The following is a 14,634-nucleotide window of genomic DNA, read 5'->3' on the forward strand; positions in this document are numbered from 1 at the left end:
GGAGCCTGCGTCCTAAACCTTGGGGCCAACGAAGTTCCGTGGACGAAAGGTGCCTCCATGCGCGTGGCCGAAGACCTGATTCAGCTGATCGGTAACACTCCGCTTGTCCGTCTGCGCGGGCCGAGCGAAGCGACGGGGTGCGAGATCTACGGCAAGGCCGAATTCATGAACCCCGGCCAGTCGGTCAAGGATCGCGCGGCGCTCTACATCATCCGCGACGCCATCGCCAAGGGGCAGCTCGCCCCAGGCGGCACCATCGTCGAGGGCACGGCCGGGAACACCGGCATCGGGCTGGCGCTGGTCGGGGCTTCGATGGGGTTCCGCACCGTGATCGTGATCCCGGAGACCCAGAGCCAGGAAAAGAAGGACATGATCCGCCTTGCCGGGGCGGAACTGGTGCAGGTTCCCGCGGCGCCTTACCGGAACGCCAACAACTACGTGAAATACTCCGGCCGTCTGGCCGAGGAAATGGCCCGCACCGAGTCGAAGGGCGCGATCTGGGCCAACCAGTTCGACAACGTCGCCAACCGTCAGGCGCATGTGGAAACTACCGGCCCCGAGATCTGGGAACAGACCGGCGGCAAGGTCGACGGCTTCATCTGCGCCGTCGGGTCGGGCGGAACGCTGGCGGGGGTGGCCGAGGCGCTGCAGCCGAGGGGCGTGAAGATCGGTCTTGCCGACCCGATGGGCGCGGCGCTTTACAGCTTCTACACCAGCGGCGAATTCAAGGCCGAGGGCGACTCGATCACCGAGGGCATCGGACAGGGCCGCATCACCGCCAACCTCGAAGGCTTCACCCCGGATTTCAACTACCAGATCCCCGACGAGGAAGCCCTGCCGGTGGTCTTCGACCTGCTGGCCGAAGAGGGGCTCTGCCTTGGAGGTTCGTCCGGTGTGAACGTGGCGGGCGCGATGCGCATGGCGCGCGAGATGGGGCCGGGTCACACCATCGTCACGGTGCTCTGCGACTACGGCACGCGCTACCAGTCCAAGCTGTTCAATCCCGAGTTCCTGAAGGCGCGGAACCTGCCGGTTCCCGGCTGGCTCGACCGTGCGCCGGCCAGCATTCCCGGCGTCTTCGAAGACGCATGACGCCGGAAAAGGGCGCGACCAGATGATCCGACCTGCCATCCTGCACCGCGTCGCCGCGTGGCTGTTCGCGGCCCTGTTCGCCGTCCTCCTCGCCGCGCCGCTATCGGCGCAGGTCGAGGAAGAGCAGTACAGCGAGTGGAACACGCTCGCCGTCCGCGCCGAACAGGTGATCGACGACAATGCCGCGTCGCAGGCCGCGCTCGAGACGCTGCGCACCGAGATCGTCGGCTGGCGCGAGAATTTCCTGCGGGCGGAAAGCACCAATGCCTCGCGCATCCAGACCCTGCGGTCGCAGATCGACGCGCTCGGCGCGCCGCCAGAGGAGGGGGTGACCGAAGACCCGGAGATCGCCGCACGGCGGGCGGACCTCGACGGCCAGCTCAACCAGCTCATGGCCCCCGTGACCCGCGCGCAGGAGGCCTATACCCGCGCCGACGGGCTCGTGCGCGAGATCGACGGCCTGATCCGGACGCGCCAGACCGACGAGTTGCTGGCGCTGGGGCCGACGCCGCTCAACCCGCAGATCTGGCCCGAGGCGGCCCGCGCGGTGCTGGGCTCGGTCGAACAGCTCTGGACCGAGATGCGCCGCAAGGCCGGGTCGGCCACGGCGCAGGCCGAGATGCGCAAGAACCTGCCCGTCATCATGATCCTTCTCGCGATGGCGCTGCTGCTGGTGGCGCGCGGGCCGCACTGGGTCCGCCGGCTGGGCGAGCGGCTGCGCCGCCGGACGCGCCGCGGCACCGGCGTATGGCGGTTCCTGGTCTCGCTCGGGGGGATCATCCTGCCGCTGAGCGGTCTGATCTGCCTGACCGCCGCGGTGCGCGCGACCGGACTCGCCGGGCTGAACGCCAGCCGCCTGCTCGACATGGTGCCGATCTGGGGCGGGACGCTGCTCATCATCCGCTGGCTGGCGGATCGCAGCTTCAACCGCGACGACAGCATCGCGACCCTGCCGCTGCCGGCCGGTCAGCGGACCGAAGCCTGGCTCTATGCCACGGTGCTGGCCTTCCTCTTCGTGCTGCGCTCGATCGGCGACACCATGGCCGAGCAATATGCCTATGGCGACGGCACCCGGGTGGTGCTGGATTTCCCGGTGCTGGTGCTCTGCGCGATGATGCTGTTCCGGCTCGGGCATATCCTCGTCCGGCTGACGCCGCCCGAGGCCGCGCCCGCCGACGGCGACGATGCGCCCCTGCTCGAGGGATCGACCTTCCGGCTGCAGATCGCGCGCCTGCTGGGCCGCGCGTCGATGATCGTGGCCTTTGCCGGGCCCGCGATGTCGGTGGTCGGCTATGACCGGGTCGGGCAGGCGATGGTCTATCCGTCGATCCTGACGCTGGCGCTGCTGGCGCTGGTGCTGGTGCTGCAACGCTTCTTCAACGACCTCTACACCCTGATCACGGGCAAGGACGCGGATGGCGCGGACAGTCTCGCGCCGGTGTTCGCTGCCTTCCTGCTCGCCGTTGCCTCGCTGCCGTTGCTGGCGCTGATCTGGGGCGCGCGGGTCGCGGACCTTACCGAACTCTGGACCCGGCTCGGCGAAGGCTTCGTGCTGGGCGGAACGCGGATTTCCCCGACCAGCTTCCTGACCATGATCGCGGTCTTCCTGATCGGCCTCGGGATGACCCGGCTGCTGCAGGGCGGGCTGCGCTCGTCGGTCCTGCCGCGCACCAGGATCGACATCGGCGGACAGAACGCGATCATCTCGGGGCTCGGCTATGCCGGGATCATCCTCGCCGCGCTGCTGGGCATCACCACGGCGGGCATCGACCTCACCGCGCTCGGCTATGTCGCGGGGGCGCTTTCGGTCGGCATCGGCTTCGGTCTGCAGAACATCGTGTCGAACTTCGTCTCCGGCATCATCCTGCTGATCGAACGCCCGATCTCGGAGGGCGACTGGATCGAGGTCGGCCCGAACATGGGCATCGTCAAGGACATCTCGGTGCGCTCGACCCGGATCGAGACCTTCGACCGCACCGATGTCATCGTGCCGAATTCCGATTTCATCTCGGGCACCGTCACCAATTACACCAAGGGCAACATCCTCGGCCGGGTCTACATGTCCATCGGCGTGGCCTACGGATCGGACACCCACAAGGTCGAGGACATCCTGCGCGCCATCGTGCGGCAGCACGACATGGTGCTGATGAACCCCGAACCCTCGGTCGTCTTCGCGAGTTTCGGCGCGGATTCGCTGAATTTCGAGATCCGCGCCATCATCCGCGACGTGGGCAAGAAGCTGAACGTCGCCTCGGATTTCAACCACGAGATCGCCCGCCGGTTTGCCGAGGAGGGGATCGAGATTCCCTATGCCCAGCGCGATATCTGGCTGCGCAATCCCGAGGCGCTGTTCGACCGCGGCCGCGACGCGACCAAGGGGCCGGCCCCCGTGCCGCCACCGGCAGAGCCGGTCGACGCGCCGCACATGGAACCCGAGAGCAGCAACAGGCAGGACGGCGTGATGCCCATCGGGCGCGCCGGTGACGAGGGGGAAGACCATTGACCGACCAGCCCATGACGACCGAACTCGTCTTTCGCGCCGATGCCTATGCCCGGGACGGCGAAGGCCGCGTGCTCGGGCATACCGAGGAGGGGGGCATCATTCTCGATGCCACGATCTTCTATCCCACCGGCGGCGGGCAACCGGGGGACAGCGGGCGCATCGACTGGGCCGGGGGCGGCATGTCGATCGCGACCGCCGTCAAGGGCGAGGCCGGCGCGGTGATCCTGGTGCCGGCCGAACCGGTGCGGCTGCCTCCGGTCGGCGCGGTGGTGCGCCAGACCCTCGATTGGGAACGGCGGCACCGGCACATGCGGGTGCACACGGCGCTGCATCTGCTGTCGGTGGTGATCCCGCTGCCGGTGACGGGCGGGGCGATCGGCGCGGGCAGCGGGCGGCTCGATTTCGCGATGCCGAACCCGCCGGATGACCGCGAGGCGCTGGAACAGGCGCTGAACGAACTGGTGGATGCGGATTACCGCGTGACCGAGGACTGGATCGACGAATCCGTGCTCGACGCGAACCCGTCGCTGGTGAAGACCATGACCGTGCAGCCGCCGCGCGGACAGGGCCCGATCCGGTTGGTCCGCATCGGCGAGGGGCGCAACCAGGTCGATCTGCAGCCCTGCGGCGGCACCCATGTCGCCCGCACCGGCGAGATCGGCCGCATCCGGCTCGGCAAGGTCGAGAACAAGGGCCGCCAGAACCGTCGGGTCAACATCGCCCTCGACTGAAGGGGCGCTGTTCCGACAATCGCGCGGACCCGCGGTCAGGTCCGCGCGACGGGCCTGCGCCGACGGCTCGTCGCCAGGATGTAGAGCGCGAGGCTGCCGAGCACGATCGCCCCGCCTGTCAGCATCCGCAGGGTCGGCGCCTCGTCGAGAAAGGCCCAGACCCAGAGCGGTCCGATCGCGGTTTCCAGGAGCATGAAGAGCGAGACGTTGGCCGCCTGCGTGTGCCGCGAGGCCGAGGTCAGCGCAAAGAACGATGCCGGCAGGATCACCAGTCCGGTCAGGAGGATCGCCGGCACATTGCCGTCGGTCATGCGCTCCGGCCCGGTCAGAGTCAGCCCGGTCAGGCCGGTCAGCAGCGCGCCGGTTCCGAGGGCGGGCAGCAAGGGCAGGTCGGGCCGCCGCCGCAGGGTGACGAAGGTCGTGGCAAGGCAGGCCGCGACGCCGATGCCGCAGAGCGCCCCGATCAGCGCCGCCCGGTTCACCGCCAGCTCTCCCTGACCGGACACGGCGATGGCGATGCCGGTCAGCACGGCGGCGATGGCGATCCAGGTGGCGCGGCGCGTGGGCTCGCCCAGCACCACCCGCGACAGCAGGGCGGCCACCACCGGCACGGTCGCGACCGCCAGCAGCACCACCGCCACCGGCGCGGCCGCGATGCCGAGCGGAAAGAGCAGGGCGTTGAGAAACTGCGCGCCGATCACCGCAAGCCCGGCGCCCGACCACAGCCGGCGCAGCGCAGCGGTATCGCGGGAGGTCAGCAGCCACCCCGTCCAGAACACCGTTCCGACGCAGAGCCCGCGCCAGCCGAGCATCTGCGCCCCGTCCATCCCCGAAATCCGCATGAACAGCGCATCGGGCGTGATGACGAGCGCCCCGAGCGCCGCGAGGAGAATGCCGTAGAGGGGATGGGTCTGCATGGGGTTCGCCTGAAGGGACCTGACCCCGCCCTTGTTGCGGGCGGGGCCGGGTTTTGCAAGCGGTGCCGGGATGTTGCCGGCCGCCGAAGCCCGCGCTCAGGAATAGAGCGGCTGCATCCCCATCTGCATGTGCAGCGTGTTGACGGCGGTTTCGGGCAGTTCCATCGCCTTGGCGAGGGCGTCGAGGTATTCCGCCTCGGCCGGGGTATCGAGGCGGATGGTCATGAGCGAGGCGGCATAGACCTGCGCCTTCTGGGCGTCGGGGGTATCCGCGGCGAGCGCCTCGGCGTCGACCGGCGCGGCGAGCTGTTCCTTGATGAAGGCGATATCGGCGGCATCGGCATCGTCGCCCACGGTTTCGAGGATCTTGGCCTTTTCCGCCGCGTCGATTCCGCCGTCGGACTTGGCCGCCTGGATCATCGCGCGCAGCATCAGCGCCGCGGCCTTTTCGGCCTCGGGGGCGGTTTCGGCGGTGCGGAACTGGTCGATCATCTGGCCGGTGCCGCGTGCGCCCATGGCCGTCGCGCCGCCCGCCGCGGCCAGCATCCCGGCAAGGCCCGCGCCGCCCGGCTCCGTCAGCGAGGAGAGCAATCCGCCTTTCCGGCCCTCGGCGCCTTCGGTGCCCGCCGCGCCGCCGAGGCCCGCGAACATGCCGCCGAGACCGGTTTCCCGGAACTTGGTCATCATCTCCTGCATCGGGTTGCCTTCGCCGCTCATCATCTTGCCGAACTGCGCCTGGACCGACGTCCCGGCCTCGCGGCCCGGCACCTGCGCGCCTCCGCCCAGCAACCCGCCGAGGCCCTGGCCGCCCGACATCCTGTCGACGCCGCGCGCCGCCGCATAGCCGATGGCGACCTTCGCCAGTGTTCCCATGAGACCCATTGATCGTCCTCCCGATAATCTCCTCCCGGCCAACGTAGCGCGAACTTCGCCGAGAGGTGAGGAGAATTTTCACGATGCCTTGACCTCGCCCGGCGGGCAGTGTTCGTGGACGAATGAAAACACGGGTAGGAATGGACCTGGCGGGCGCGTTGGGATGCGCGGGATTTTCCGCGGTTCTCGGCTTCAACCAGGTGGTGGTGAAGATCACCAACGGCGGCTTTTCCCCGGTCTTCGCGGCGGGATTGCGGTCGCTCCTGGCGCTGGCGGTGCTGGCGCTCTGGATGGGCTGGCGCGGCTGGAAGTCGCCGGGGACGGCGCGTGCGACGCCGGGGCTGCTGCTGCTCGGGGCGTTGTTCTCGGCCGAGTTCCTGTGCCTGTTCCTGGCGCTGGACCGCACCACGGTGTCGCGCGCGTCGATCCTGCTCTATTGCATGCCGGTCTGGCTGGCGCTCACCGCGCATCTGTGGCTGCCCGACGAACGGCTGAGCCTGCCGCGCGCGCTCGGGCTGGGGCTGGCGGTCGCCGGGGTCTGCTGGACGCTCTACGATCCGGCAAGCCGGAATGCCGGGGACTGGACCGGGGATCTGCTGGCGCTGGTGGCCTCTTTCTGCTGGACCGGAATCGCCCTGACCCTGCGGCTGAGCCGCGCCTCGGAAGTGACGCCGGAATGGCAGTTGACGGCGCAGCTCGGGATTTCGGCCGTGGTGCTGACCGCCGTGGCGCCGCTGTTCGGCCCGCTGCTGCGCACGCCCGGCGCCCTCGAATTCGCGGCGCTGGGGTTCCAGGGAATCCTGGTGGCGGGCCTCGGCTTCCTGTTCTGGCTCTTCCTGATGAAACGCTACCGCGCCTCGGACGTGGCGGCGTTCAGCTTTCTGTCACCGGTGCTGGCGGTCGGCTTCGGCTGGGCGCTGCTGGACGAACCGGTCGGGCCCGCCTTTCTCGGCGCGCTGTCGCTCGTGGCGGTCGGCATCCTGCTGGTCAACCGCCGCTGAGCGGAGGGCCGATGCCCCGACGAAACGTCGCGCGCGCCGGTCAGGTGCCGCAGAAGGTGGCCGGGACGACCTCGGACGGCAGGGGCGGGCGGCGCAATTCCTCCGCCTCGGGCTGATCGTCGAACGGGCGGGCAAGCACGGCCGAAAGATGGTGAAACGGACGGTCGTCCCCCTCGACCGCGGCCGAGATCATCTGCTCGATCCGGTGGTTGCGCGGGATGAACGCCGGATTCACCGATTGCATCAGCGCCTCCGATCCGGGGCCCGTCCGCTCGCGCCGGCGCGCCTCCCAGTCGTCGAAGGCCGTCCGGTCGGTCAGCTGATCGCGCGCCGACCCTTCGGCCAGCGCCCGGAAGCCGTTGGTGAAATCCCCCTGGCCCCGGTGCAGCAGATCGAGGAAATCCGCGATGAGCGCGGCGTCCTGCGCCTCCGGTTCGGCGATCCCCAGCTTGGCGGCGAAACGGTTCAGCCAGGCGCTGCGGATCAGGTCGGGCATGGCATGGATGATCTCGGTGAACGCCCGCACCGCGCCATCCTGATCGGGCATCAGCGGCACCAGCGCCGTCGCAAGTTGCGCCATGTTCCAGACGATGACATCCGGCTGCGCCGCGTAGGCGTAGCGCCCGCCGCGGTCGATGGAGGAGTAGACGGTGTCCGGTGCGTAGCTGTCCATGAACGCGCAGGGGCCGTAGTCGATGGTTTCGCCGGACAGGGTGCAGTTGTCGGTGTTCATCACGCCGTGGATGAAGCCGAGGCTCATCCATTGCGCCACCAGCGCCGCCTGCCGCGCGCAGACCCGCTCCAGCAGTTCGGCGGGCGAGGCGACATCGGGATAGTGGCGCGCGACGGTGTAGTCGTAGAGCGTGCCGAGATCGTCATAGAGCCCGCGCGAGGAAAACACCTGGAAGGTGCCGACACGGATGTGACTTTGCGCGACGCGGGTCAGGACGGCGCCGGGCAGGGGCCGCTCGCGGTAGACCTCCTCGCCCGTGCGCACGGCGGCCAGCGCCCGCGTGGTGGGCACGCCCAGCGCGTGCATCGCTTCGGAGACCACGTATTCCCGCAGCACCGGGCCGAGCCAGGCCCGGCCGTCGCCGCGCCGCGAATACGGCGTCGGGCCCGACCCCTTGAGCTGGATGTCGCGCCGGATGCCGTCGCGGGCGACCACTTCGCCGAGCAGATGCGCGCGCCCGTCGCCGAGCTGGGGCGAGAAGCCGCCGAACTGGTGGCCGGCGTAAAGCTGCGCGAGCGGGTCGGAGCCTTCGGCACCCACGTTCCCGGCGAGGATGGCGGCCAGGAGGGGATCGTCGTCGGCGCCCTCGATCCCCAGGTCCTCCGCCAGCGGGCGGTTGAAGGCGATCAGCGACGGCGCGCTGACCGGCGTCGGCCGGGCGCGGGTGAAGAAGCCGTCGGGAAGGCGGGCATAGGAGTTGTCGAAGGGAATGTGCAGGGTCATGGCTTTGAGATAGTCATCCGGACGGTGCAGGGAAGAGGGGCTTTTCCATCGTGATCGAGGTGATGCGGTCGAACCCGGGGTGAGACTTGGCGGCGGTGCGTTCGAATCCCATCCGCCCGAAGGCCGCGTGGTTGCCGCTCAGCTCGATGCGGGTTTCCAGCCGCAGGCGCGGCAGGTTCAGACGGCGGGCGAGGGTTTCGGCCTCGACCAGGAACAACCGCCCCAGACCCCGGCCCTGTTCCGCCGGGGCTATGGCGAGCTTGCCGAGGTAGAGCGCATCCGGCTGCACGGCGAAGAAGGCGCAGCCGATCAGCGGCGACCCCGCGAGGTAGAGATATTCGCGCCGCGCCCGCTCGCGCAGCGCCTGCGGCGTCAGTGCAAGCGCCGAGGAGGGCGGCGCGATGCGCCCGTCCATATAGGCGAAACTGTTGAGGATCAGCGCAAGCAGAGCCTCCCAGTCCGCGAAATCGTCCGGGGCGGGCGCGGGGCGCAGGGAAGGGGCGGCAGGGCGGATCATGTGCGGCAGGATACGCCCTTCCCCGGGATTGCCAAGGCGCTCCGCACTCTGCGGCTGCGCACCGATGTTGCGCAGAATGCGCTATTTTGTGCGAAGGTGCATCGTCCTATCTTGATCGCATCAACCCCTGAGGAGACAGACCATGAGCTGGAATCCCGCACTCGACCCGCATTGCCCGACCGGTGACGAGGTCGACATGATCGACACGCTGATCGTGCCCCGTGCCCGCGATCTCGGCGGGTTCGAGGTGCGCCGCGCCTTGCCCGCGCCGAAGCGGCAGATGGTGGGGCCGTTCATCTTCTTCGACCAGATGGGGCCGGCCGAACTGATGCCGACCAAGGGGCTGGACGTGCGCCCGCACCCGCATATCGGGCTCGCCACGATTTCCTACCTGTTCCGGGGGCGGATGCATCATCGGGATTCGCTGGGCACCGATCGCTGGATCGAACCGGGGGCGGTGAACTGGATGGTGGCGGGGCGCGGGATCACGCATTCCGAACGCACCGACGACGCGACCATGACCGATCCCATGCCGTTCTTCGGCATCCAGACCTGGGTCGCGCTGCCGAAGGATCACGAGGACCGTGCGCCCGCCTTCCGCCACGCCCCGGCGGAGGACTTGCCGCTGCTCGAGGGCGAGGGCAAGTCGGTGCGGCTGATCCTCGGCACCGCCTGGGGCGAAACGGCGCCGGTCGAAACCCCGTCCGAGATGTTCTATGCCGATGCGGTGCTGGCACCGGGGGCCTCGGTCCCGCTGCCGGACAACCACGAGGATCGCGGCGTCTACGTCGTCGAGGGCGCGGTGGAACAGGCCGGCACCAGCTATGAGGCCGGGCGCATGATGGTCTTCCGCCCCGGCGACCGCGTGTCGCTCAGGGCCGGGCCGCAGGGCGCGCGGGTGATGCTGCTGGGCGGCGAGACCCTGGAAGGGCCGCGCTACATCTGGTGGAATTTCGTCGCCTCCTCGCAGGAGCGCATCGAAGAAGCCAAGGAAGCCTGGCGCGCCGGGGACTGGGCGCATGGCCGCTTCCACCTTCCACCGGGGGATGACGCCGAATTCATCCCGCTTCCCGGATGAACCAGAGCGGCGGCGGTGGACAGATCCCCGCCGCCGCGCAAGACTGCGCCCGACCGGAGGTGCAGAATGAGCGACACGCAAGCCAGGATCGAAGCCTTCTACGCGGCCGGGCGCCGGTGGGCGCCGGAACTCGCCCTCCTGCGCGAGATACTGAACGCCTCGCCCCTGGAGGAGACGTTCAAGTGGCGCTCGCCCTGCTATACCTTCGAGGGCGCAAATCTCGCCATGCCCTTCGGGCTCAAGGATAATTGCGGGCTGTCCTTCTTTCGCGGGGTGCTGCTGGACGACCCGCGCGGCCTGCTGGAACCGCCGGGAGACAACAGCCGCTCGGCGCGGGTGATGCGGTTCACCTCGGTGGAGGGGATCGCGGCGCATCGCGGCGACCTCGACGCATTCCTCCGCCGCACCGTCGAACTGGAACAGGCGGGGGTCAGGGTCGACCTGCCGCCGGACGATTTCGACCTGCCCGACGAACTGACCGAGGCGCTGGCCGGCGATGACGAGTTGCGCACCGCCTGGGAGGCGCTGACCCCCGGGCGCCGGCGCGGTTGGGTGCTGCAATTCACGCAACCCAAGCAGTCGGCGACCAAGGTGGCCCGGATCGAACGGGCGCGGGACAAGATCCTGGACGGCAAGGGCATTCACGACCGCTAGCGCGGCTCAGAGCACCCGGCTCATGAACATGTAATTCTCGCGCGGACGGAATTTCGCGCGCTTGTAGAAGCGCTTGAGCGGTTCGTCGCTGCGGTCGGCCTCGAGGTGGAGGGCGCGCACGCCGCCCTCGCGCAGCGCCTTGGCGATGCCGTCGATCGCCTCTCCACCCATGCCGCGCCCGCGCACGGCGGGGCGGATGTAGAGTTCGTCGAGAATGGCGTCGAGCCCGCCGAATTCGATGGACCAGCCGAAGGTCACCGCCAGATACCCGACGGGAGAGCGGCGCGGTCCGATCAGCCATATCGCGCCGTAGGGCGAGCCGTCGAGGAGCGGCATCAGCGCCGCGACGACATGGTCCTCGTCCGTCTCGTACTGCTGTTCGACGTGAAAGGCCGAGACCATCGGGATCAGCTTGGGCAGGTCGTCGGGCGTGGCGAGGTGCAGGGATTTCACAGCCGCGCCAGCCTTTCCGTCAGCAGCGCAAAGAAGCCGTCCGCGTCGATGCCGCCCATGAAGGTCGCGTTGGCCGGACGCGAGGTCACACCCCACCAGTCGGCCACGGTCATCCCGAGGGTGAGCGGCGATTTCGTCTCGATCTCGACATTGATGTGACGCCCGGTGAACAGCTCCGGCTTCAGCAGCCAGGCCGTGACGCAGGGATCGTGCAGCGGCGCGCCGAGCGAGCCGTATTTCTCCTTGTCGAAGCGTTCGAAGAACTCCGTCATCTGCGCCACCGCCTCGCCGACCGGCGTGCCGATGGCGCGGAAGGCGTCGTTGCGCTCCTTTGTGACCAGCGCCTTGTGCGTCACGTCCAGCGGCATGACGGTCAGTGGAACGCCGGATCTGAACACGATATCAGCGGCTTCTGGGTCGACATAGATGTTGAATTCGGCGGTGGGGGTGATGTTGCCCACTTCGAAATAGGCGCCGCCCATGAGCACGATCCCTTCCACCCGCGACACGATGTCGGGCGCGCGCAGAAAGGCGGTCGCGATATTGGTGAGCGGCCCGAGCGGGCAGAGCGTGACCGAGCCCTCGGGCTCGGACCGCAGCGTGTCGATGAGGAAGTCGACCGCGTGGCGATCCTGCAGCGGCATGGTCGGTTCCGGCAGCACCGGACCGTCGAGCCCGGTCTTGCCGTGCACGTGTTCGGCGGTGACCAGCGGCCGCCCGAGCGGGGCATCGCAGCCGGCAAAGACCGGGGTCTCCGGCTTGCCCGCAAGTTCGCAGATGATGCGGGCATTGCGCGCCGTCAGCGCCAGCGGCACGTTGCCGGCAACCGCCGTGATGCCCAGCACCTCCACATCCTGCGGCGAGGACAGCGCCAGAAGAATCGCCACGGCGTCATCCTGGCCCGGATCGGTGTCGATGATGATGCGTCGCGCCATGAAAACCCCCGGACTTCCCACCGGACCGTGGTGACATGCGCCGCCTTGCTGTTCAAGCATCCTTGCCCGGCGCCTGCAATTGACCGCCGGGCGGGCTTTTGTGCGACATGGCATTGTCGCAGGCACGAGGGATGTTAGACTCGGGGCGCGGTTTCGGCTAGGCATTGGCGGGACGTTAGCGCTAACGAAGCGTATCCTTCCGCCCGGGCCCAATGGTTACAGGCGTTGGATGTGCCGATTGGCGGTTCAGAGATTCGGAGGCAGGCCAGAGATGGTATCGCGCGTTATTCCCGTCGACCCGTTCGACCTCGTCATTTTCGGCGGCACGGGCGATCTTGCCCGCCGCAAGATCCTACCCGGCCTGTTCCGGCGCTTCTGCGCCGGTCAGATGCCCGAGAACGCCCGCATCATCGGTGCCGCGCGTCAGGATCTCGACGACGACGGCTATCGCAAGATGGTCGGCGAGGCGATCGAGGAGTTCGGCAAGGTCGGCAAGGTCGACAAGAAGGCGCTGAAGGCCTTCCAGAAACAGCTCCACTACGTCGCGGTCGACGCCAAGGGCGACGGCGGATGGGATGCGCTCGGCAAACTGCTGCGCGACGAGGAGGAGGAGGTCGTTCGCGCCTTCTACTTCTCGGTCGGGCCGAGCCTGTTCCCCGACCTTGCCGAACGGATCCGCAGTCACGGGCTGGCCCATGCCGGGGTGCGCATCGTGGTCGAGAAGCCCTTCGGCCACGATCTCGAAAGCGCGCGCGAGCTCAACGAGGAACTGGCGCGGCATTTCAACGAACGGCAGATCTACCGGATCGACCACTACCTGGGCAAGGAAACGGTCCAGAACCTCATGGCCGTGCGCTTCGGCAACATGCTGTTCGAACCTCTGTGGAACGCGCAATACGTCGACCACATCCAGATCACCGTGGCGGAAACCGTCGGGGTCGGGGGGCGCGGGCCCTATTATGACAAGTCCGGCGCCATGCGGGACATGGTTCAGAACCACCTGATGCAGCTTCTCTGCCTGATCGCGATGGAGCCGCCGGCGCGCTTCGACCCGGACGCCGTGCGCGACGAAAAGCTCAAGGTGATCCGCGCGCTCGACCCGGTGGACCCGGACAGCATCGTGCGCGGGCAGTACACCTCGGACGGAGAGGCGAATTCCTACCGCGAGGATGTCGAGAACCCGCTTTCCAAGACCGAGAGCTTCATTGCGCTCAAATGCTACATCTCGAACTGGCGTTGGGCCAACACGCCGTTCTACCTGCGCACCGGCAAGCGGCTGAATTCCCGCGCGTCCGAGATCGCGGTGGTGTTCAAGGAGACGCCGCATTCGATCTTCGGCATCGATTCCGGGCGGCACCGCAACGTGCTGTCGATCCGCCTTCAGCCGAACGAGGGCATGACCCTCGGCGTCACCATCAAGGAACCGGGCCCCGGCGGGATGCGCCTGATCGACGTGCCGCTCGACATGTCCTTTGCCGATGCGCTGGGACCGGAGGCCGAAGAGGTGACGGATGCCTACGAGCGCCTCATCATGGACGTGATCCGCGGCAACCAGACCCTGTTCATGCGCGGCGACGAGGTCGAGGCCGCCTGGTCCTGGACCGATCCGCTGATCGAGGGCTGGGAGCGGCGCGGGGATTCCCCGAAACCCTACGACGCGGGCAGCGCGGGACCGGACGACGCGGCCTTCCTCATCAACAAGGACGGCCGCCGCTGGCGGGGGATCAAGTCGTGAGCTACGAGTTCCGCGACTATCCCGACCGCGAGATGCTGGCGATCGACCTTGCCAATGTCATCGCCGGAGAGCTGCGCGCCGCCCTCGGTCACGAGGAGCGCGTGGCGCTCGCCGTGCCGGGGGGGACCTCGCCGGGGCCGGTGTTCGACGCGCTCTGCGCCGCCGATCTCGACTGGTCTCGCGTCGACGTGCTGCTGACCGACGAACGCTGGGTGCCCGAAACCTCGGAACGGTCCAACACCCGGCTTCTGCGCGAACGGCTGCTCGTCGACCGCGCCGCCGCCGCGCGGCTGCTGCCGCTCCATGCCGATGCCGAGGCGCCGGAGGGCAGGCTCGACGAGCTGGCGGCGGCCATCGCCCCGGTGCTGCCGCTTGCGGTGGTCTTGCTGGGCATGGGCGCCGACCGCCACACCGCGTCGATCTTTCCCGGGGCGGACAAGCTCGACGAGGCGCTGGCGCCGGATGCGCCGATCCTGCTGCCTATGCGCGCGCCGGGAGCGCCCGAACCGCGGATCACGCTGTCGGCACAGGTGCTGGACGGGGCGATGGCAAAACACATCTTGATCTACGGCGCGGAAAAGCGTGCCGTTCTGGAAGGGGCACGCGGCTTGCCGGTGCGCGACGCGCCGATCAATGCCGTGCTCGAGGATGCCGTGGTCCATTGGGCCGAATGAACCTGGGACATATAC

At 68.5% G+C, this 14,634-nt stretch carries 14 protein-coding genes; 8 read left to right on the forward strand and 6 right to left on the reverse strand.

Annotated features, from left to right (window positions below):
* Positions 1-57: 57 nt before the first annotated feature.
* From ACN0RJ_RS16355 to ACN0RJ_RS16365, 3 genes are read left to right on the forward strand one after another with little or no spacing between them, the layout of a single operon-like run.
* Positions 58-1,092: a cysteine synthase A gene (locus ACN0RJ_RS16355; protein ID WP_417721712.1), complete on the forward strand. Its 1,035-nt coding sequence runs from the start codon at positions 58-60 to the stop codon at positions 1,090-1,092.
* A 22-nt stretch (positions 1,093-1,114) separates the two neighbouring features.
* A complete protein-coding gene (locus ACN0RJ_RS16360) occupies positions 1,115-3,595 on the forward strand; it encodes a DUF3772 domain-containing protein (RefSeq protein ID WP_417724930.1) in 2,481 nt (826 codons plus the stop codon).
* A gap of 11 nt (positions 3,596-3,606) precedes the next feature.
* On the forward strand, positions 3,607-4,326 hold the full coding sequence (locus ACN0RJ_RS16365) for an alanyl-tRNA editing protein (RefSeq protein ID WP_417724931.1): 720 nt from the start codon (positions 3,607-3,609) through the stop codon (positions 4,324-4,326).
* Positions 4,327-4,361: 35 nt separating this feature from the next.
* On the opposite strand, the gene ACN0RJ_RS16370 is transcribed toward ACN0RJ_RS16365, so the two are convergent.
* Positions 4,362-5,243: a DMT family transporter gene (locus ACN0RJ_RS16370; RefSeq protein ID WP_417724932.1), complete on the reverse strand. Its 882-nt coding sequence runs from the start codon at positions 5,241-5,243 to the stop codon at positions 4,362-4,364.
* A 96-nt stretch (positions 5,244-5,339) separates the two neighbouring features.
* Positions 5,340-6,125, reverse strand: coding sequence for a DUF533 domain-containing protein (locus tag ACN0RJ_RS16375; RefSeq protein ID WP_417724933.1), 786 nt, complete (start codon positions 6,123-6,125; stop codon positions 5,340-5,342).
* Positions 6,126-6,238: 113 nt separating this feature from the next.
* Here ACN0RJ_RS16375 and ACN0RJ_RS16380 point away from each other — a divergent pair, with 113 nt between their 5' ends.
* Positions 6,239-7,117 (forward strand): DMT family transporter, encoded by an 879-nt coding sequence (locus ACN0RJ_RS16380; RefSeq protein ID WP_417724934.1) that lies wholly within the window; start codon positions 6,239-6,241, stop codon positions 7,115-7,117.
* Between the two features lie 40 nt (positions 7,118-7,157).
* Here ACN0RJ_RS16380 and ACN0RJ_RS16385 read toward each other — a convergent pair whose 3' ends face one another.
* The gene (locus tag ACN0RJ_RS16385) at positions 7,158-8,573 is read right to left on the reverse strand and encodes a protein adenylyltransferase SelO (protein ID WP_417724935.1); all 1,416 of its coding nucleotides are present in this window, start codon (positions 8,571-8,573) and stop codon (positions 7,158-7,160) included.
* A gap of 13 nt (positions 8,574-8,586) precedes the next feature.
* The gene (locus ACN0RJ_RS16390; RefSeq protein WP_417724936.1) at positions 8,587-9,090 is read right to left on the reverse strand and encodes a GNAT family N-acetyltransferase; all 504 of its coding nucleotides are present in this window, start codon (positions 9,088-9,090) and stop codon (positions 8,587-8,589) included.
* A 142-nt stretch (positions 9,091-9,232) separates the two neighbouring features.
* On the opposite strand from ACN0RJ_RS16390, the gene ACN0RJ_RS16395 reads away from it, so the two are divergent.
* Together ACN0RJ_RS16395 and ACN0RJ_RS16400 are read left to right on the forward strand one after the other, a co-directional pair.
* Positions 9,233-10,168, forward strand: a complete 936-nt coding sequence (locus tag ACN0RJ_RS16395; protein WP_417721704.1) for a pirin family protein — start codon at positions 9,233-9,235, stop codon at positions 10,166-10,168.
* Between the two features lie 66 nt (positions 10,169-10,234).
* Entirely contained in the window at positions 10,235-10,822 is a 588-nt protein-coding gene (locus ACN0RJ_RS16400; protein ID WP_417724937.1) for a YdeI/OmpD-associated family protein, read from the forward strand.
* Positions 10,823-10,828: 6 nt separating this feature from the next.
* On the opposite strand, the gene ACN0RJ_RS16405 is transcribed toward ACN0RJ_RS16400, so the two are convergent.
* Complete coding sequence (locus tag ACN0RJ_RS16405) at positions 10,829-11,275, reverse strand: GNAT family N-acetyltransferase (RefSeq protein WP_417721702.1); 447 nt, start codon at positions 11,273-11,275, stop codon at positions 10,829-10,831.
* A complete protein-coding gene (locus ACN0RJ_RS16410) occupies positions 11,272-12,210 on the reverse strand; it encodes a nucleoside hydrolase (protein WP_417724938.1) in 939 nt (312 codons plus the stop codon). The genes ACN0RJ_RS16405 and ACN0RJ_RS16410 overlap by 4 nt, the downstream gene beginning before the upstream one ends.
* 271 nt (positions 12,211-12,481) lie before the next feature.
* Between ACN0RJ_RS16410 and zwf the strand changes: the two genes are divergently transcribed.
* Together zwf and pgl are read left to right on the forward strand one after the other, a co-directional pair.
* Complete coding sequence (gene zwf / locus ACN0RJ_RS16415; RefSeq protein WP_417721700.1) at positions 12,482-13,945, forward strand: glucose-6-phosphate dehydrogenase; 1,464 nt, start codon at positions 12,482-12,484, stop codon at positions 13,943-13,945.
* The gene (gene pgl / locus ACN0RJ_RS16420) at positions 13,942-14,619 is read left to right on the forward strand and encodes a 6-phosphogluconolactonase (protein ID WP_417724939.1); all 678 of its coding nucleotides are present in this window, start codon (positions 13,942-13,944) and stop codon (positions 14,617-14,619) included. Before zwf ends, pgl begins: the two co-directional genes overlap by 4 nt.
* Positions 14,620-14,634: the final 15 nt, after the last annotated feature.

The sequence above is a fragment of the Salipiger sp. genome, assembly GCF_048261495.1.
In the GTDB taxonomy this organism is placed as follows: Bacteria; Pseudomonadota; Alphaproteobacteria; order Rhodobacterales; family Rhodobacteraceae; genus Salipiger.

Bases quoted from the DNA above. Each gene is read 5' to 3' on its own strand.
- ACN0RJ_RS16355 (WP_417721712.1), top strand. From the start codon at position 58: ATGCGCGTGGCCGAAGACCTGATTCAGCTGATCGGTAACACTCCGCTT.
- ACN0RJ_RS16360 (WP_417724930.1), top strand. From the start codon at position 1,115: ATGATCCGACCTGCCATCCTGCACCGCGTCGCCGCGTGGCTGTTCGCG.
- ACN0RJ_RS16365 (WP_417724931.1), top strand. From the start codon at position 3,607: ATGACGACCGAACTCGTCTTTCGCGCCGATGCCTATGCCCGGGACGGC.
- ACN0RJ_RS16370 (WP_417724932.1), bottom strand. From the start codon at position 5,243: ATGCAGACCCATCCCCTCTACGGCATTCTCCTCGCGGCGCTCGGGGCG.
- ACN0RJ_RS16375 (WP_417724933.1), bottom strand. From the start codon at position 6,125: ATGGGTCTCATGGGAACACTGGCGAAGGTCGCCATCGGCTATGCGGCG.
- ACN0RJ_RS16380 (WP_417724934.1), top strand. From the start codon at position 6,239: ATGAAAACACGGGTAGGAATGGACCTGGCGGGCGCGTTGGGATGCGCG.
- ACN0RJ_RS16385 (WP_417724935.1), bottom strand. From the start codon at position 8,573: ATGACCCTGCACATTCCCTTCGACAACTCCTATGCCCGCCTTCCCGAC.
- ACN0RJ_RS16390 (WP_417724936.1), bottom strand. From the start codon at position 9,090: ATGATCCGCCCTGCCGCCCCTTCCCTGCGCCCCGCGCCCGCCCCGGAC.
- ACN0RJ_RS16395 (WP_417721704.1), top strand. From the start codon at position 9,233: ATGAGCTGGAATCCCGCACTCGACCCGCATTGCCCGACCGGTGACGAG.
- ACN0RJ_RS16400 (WP_417724937.1), top strand. From the start codon at position 10,235: ATGAGCGACACGCAAGCCAGGATCGAAGCCTTCTACGCGGCCGGGCGC.
- ACN0RJ_RS16410 (WP_417724938.1), bottom strand. From the start codon at position 12,210: ATGGCGCGACGCATCATCATCGACACCGATCCGGGCCAGGATGACGCC.
- zwf (WP_417721700.1), top strand. From the start codon at position 12,482: ATGGTATCGCGCGTTATTCCCGTCGACCCGTTCGACCTCGTCATTTTC.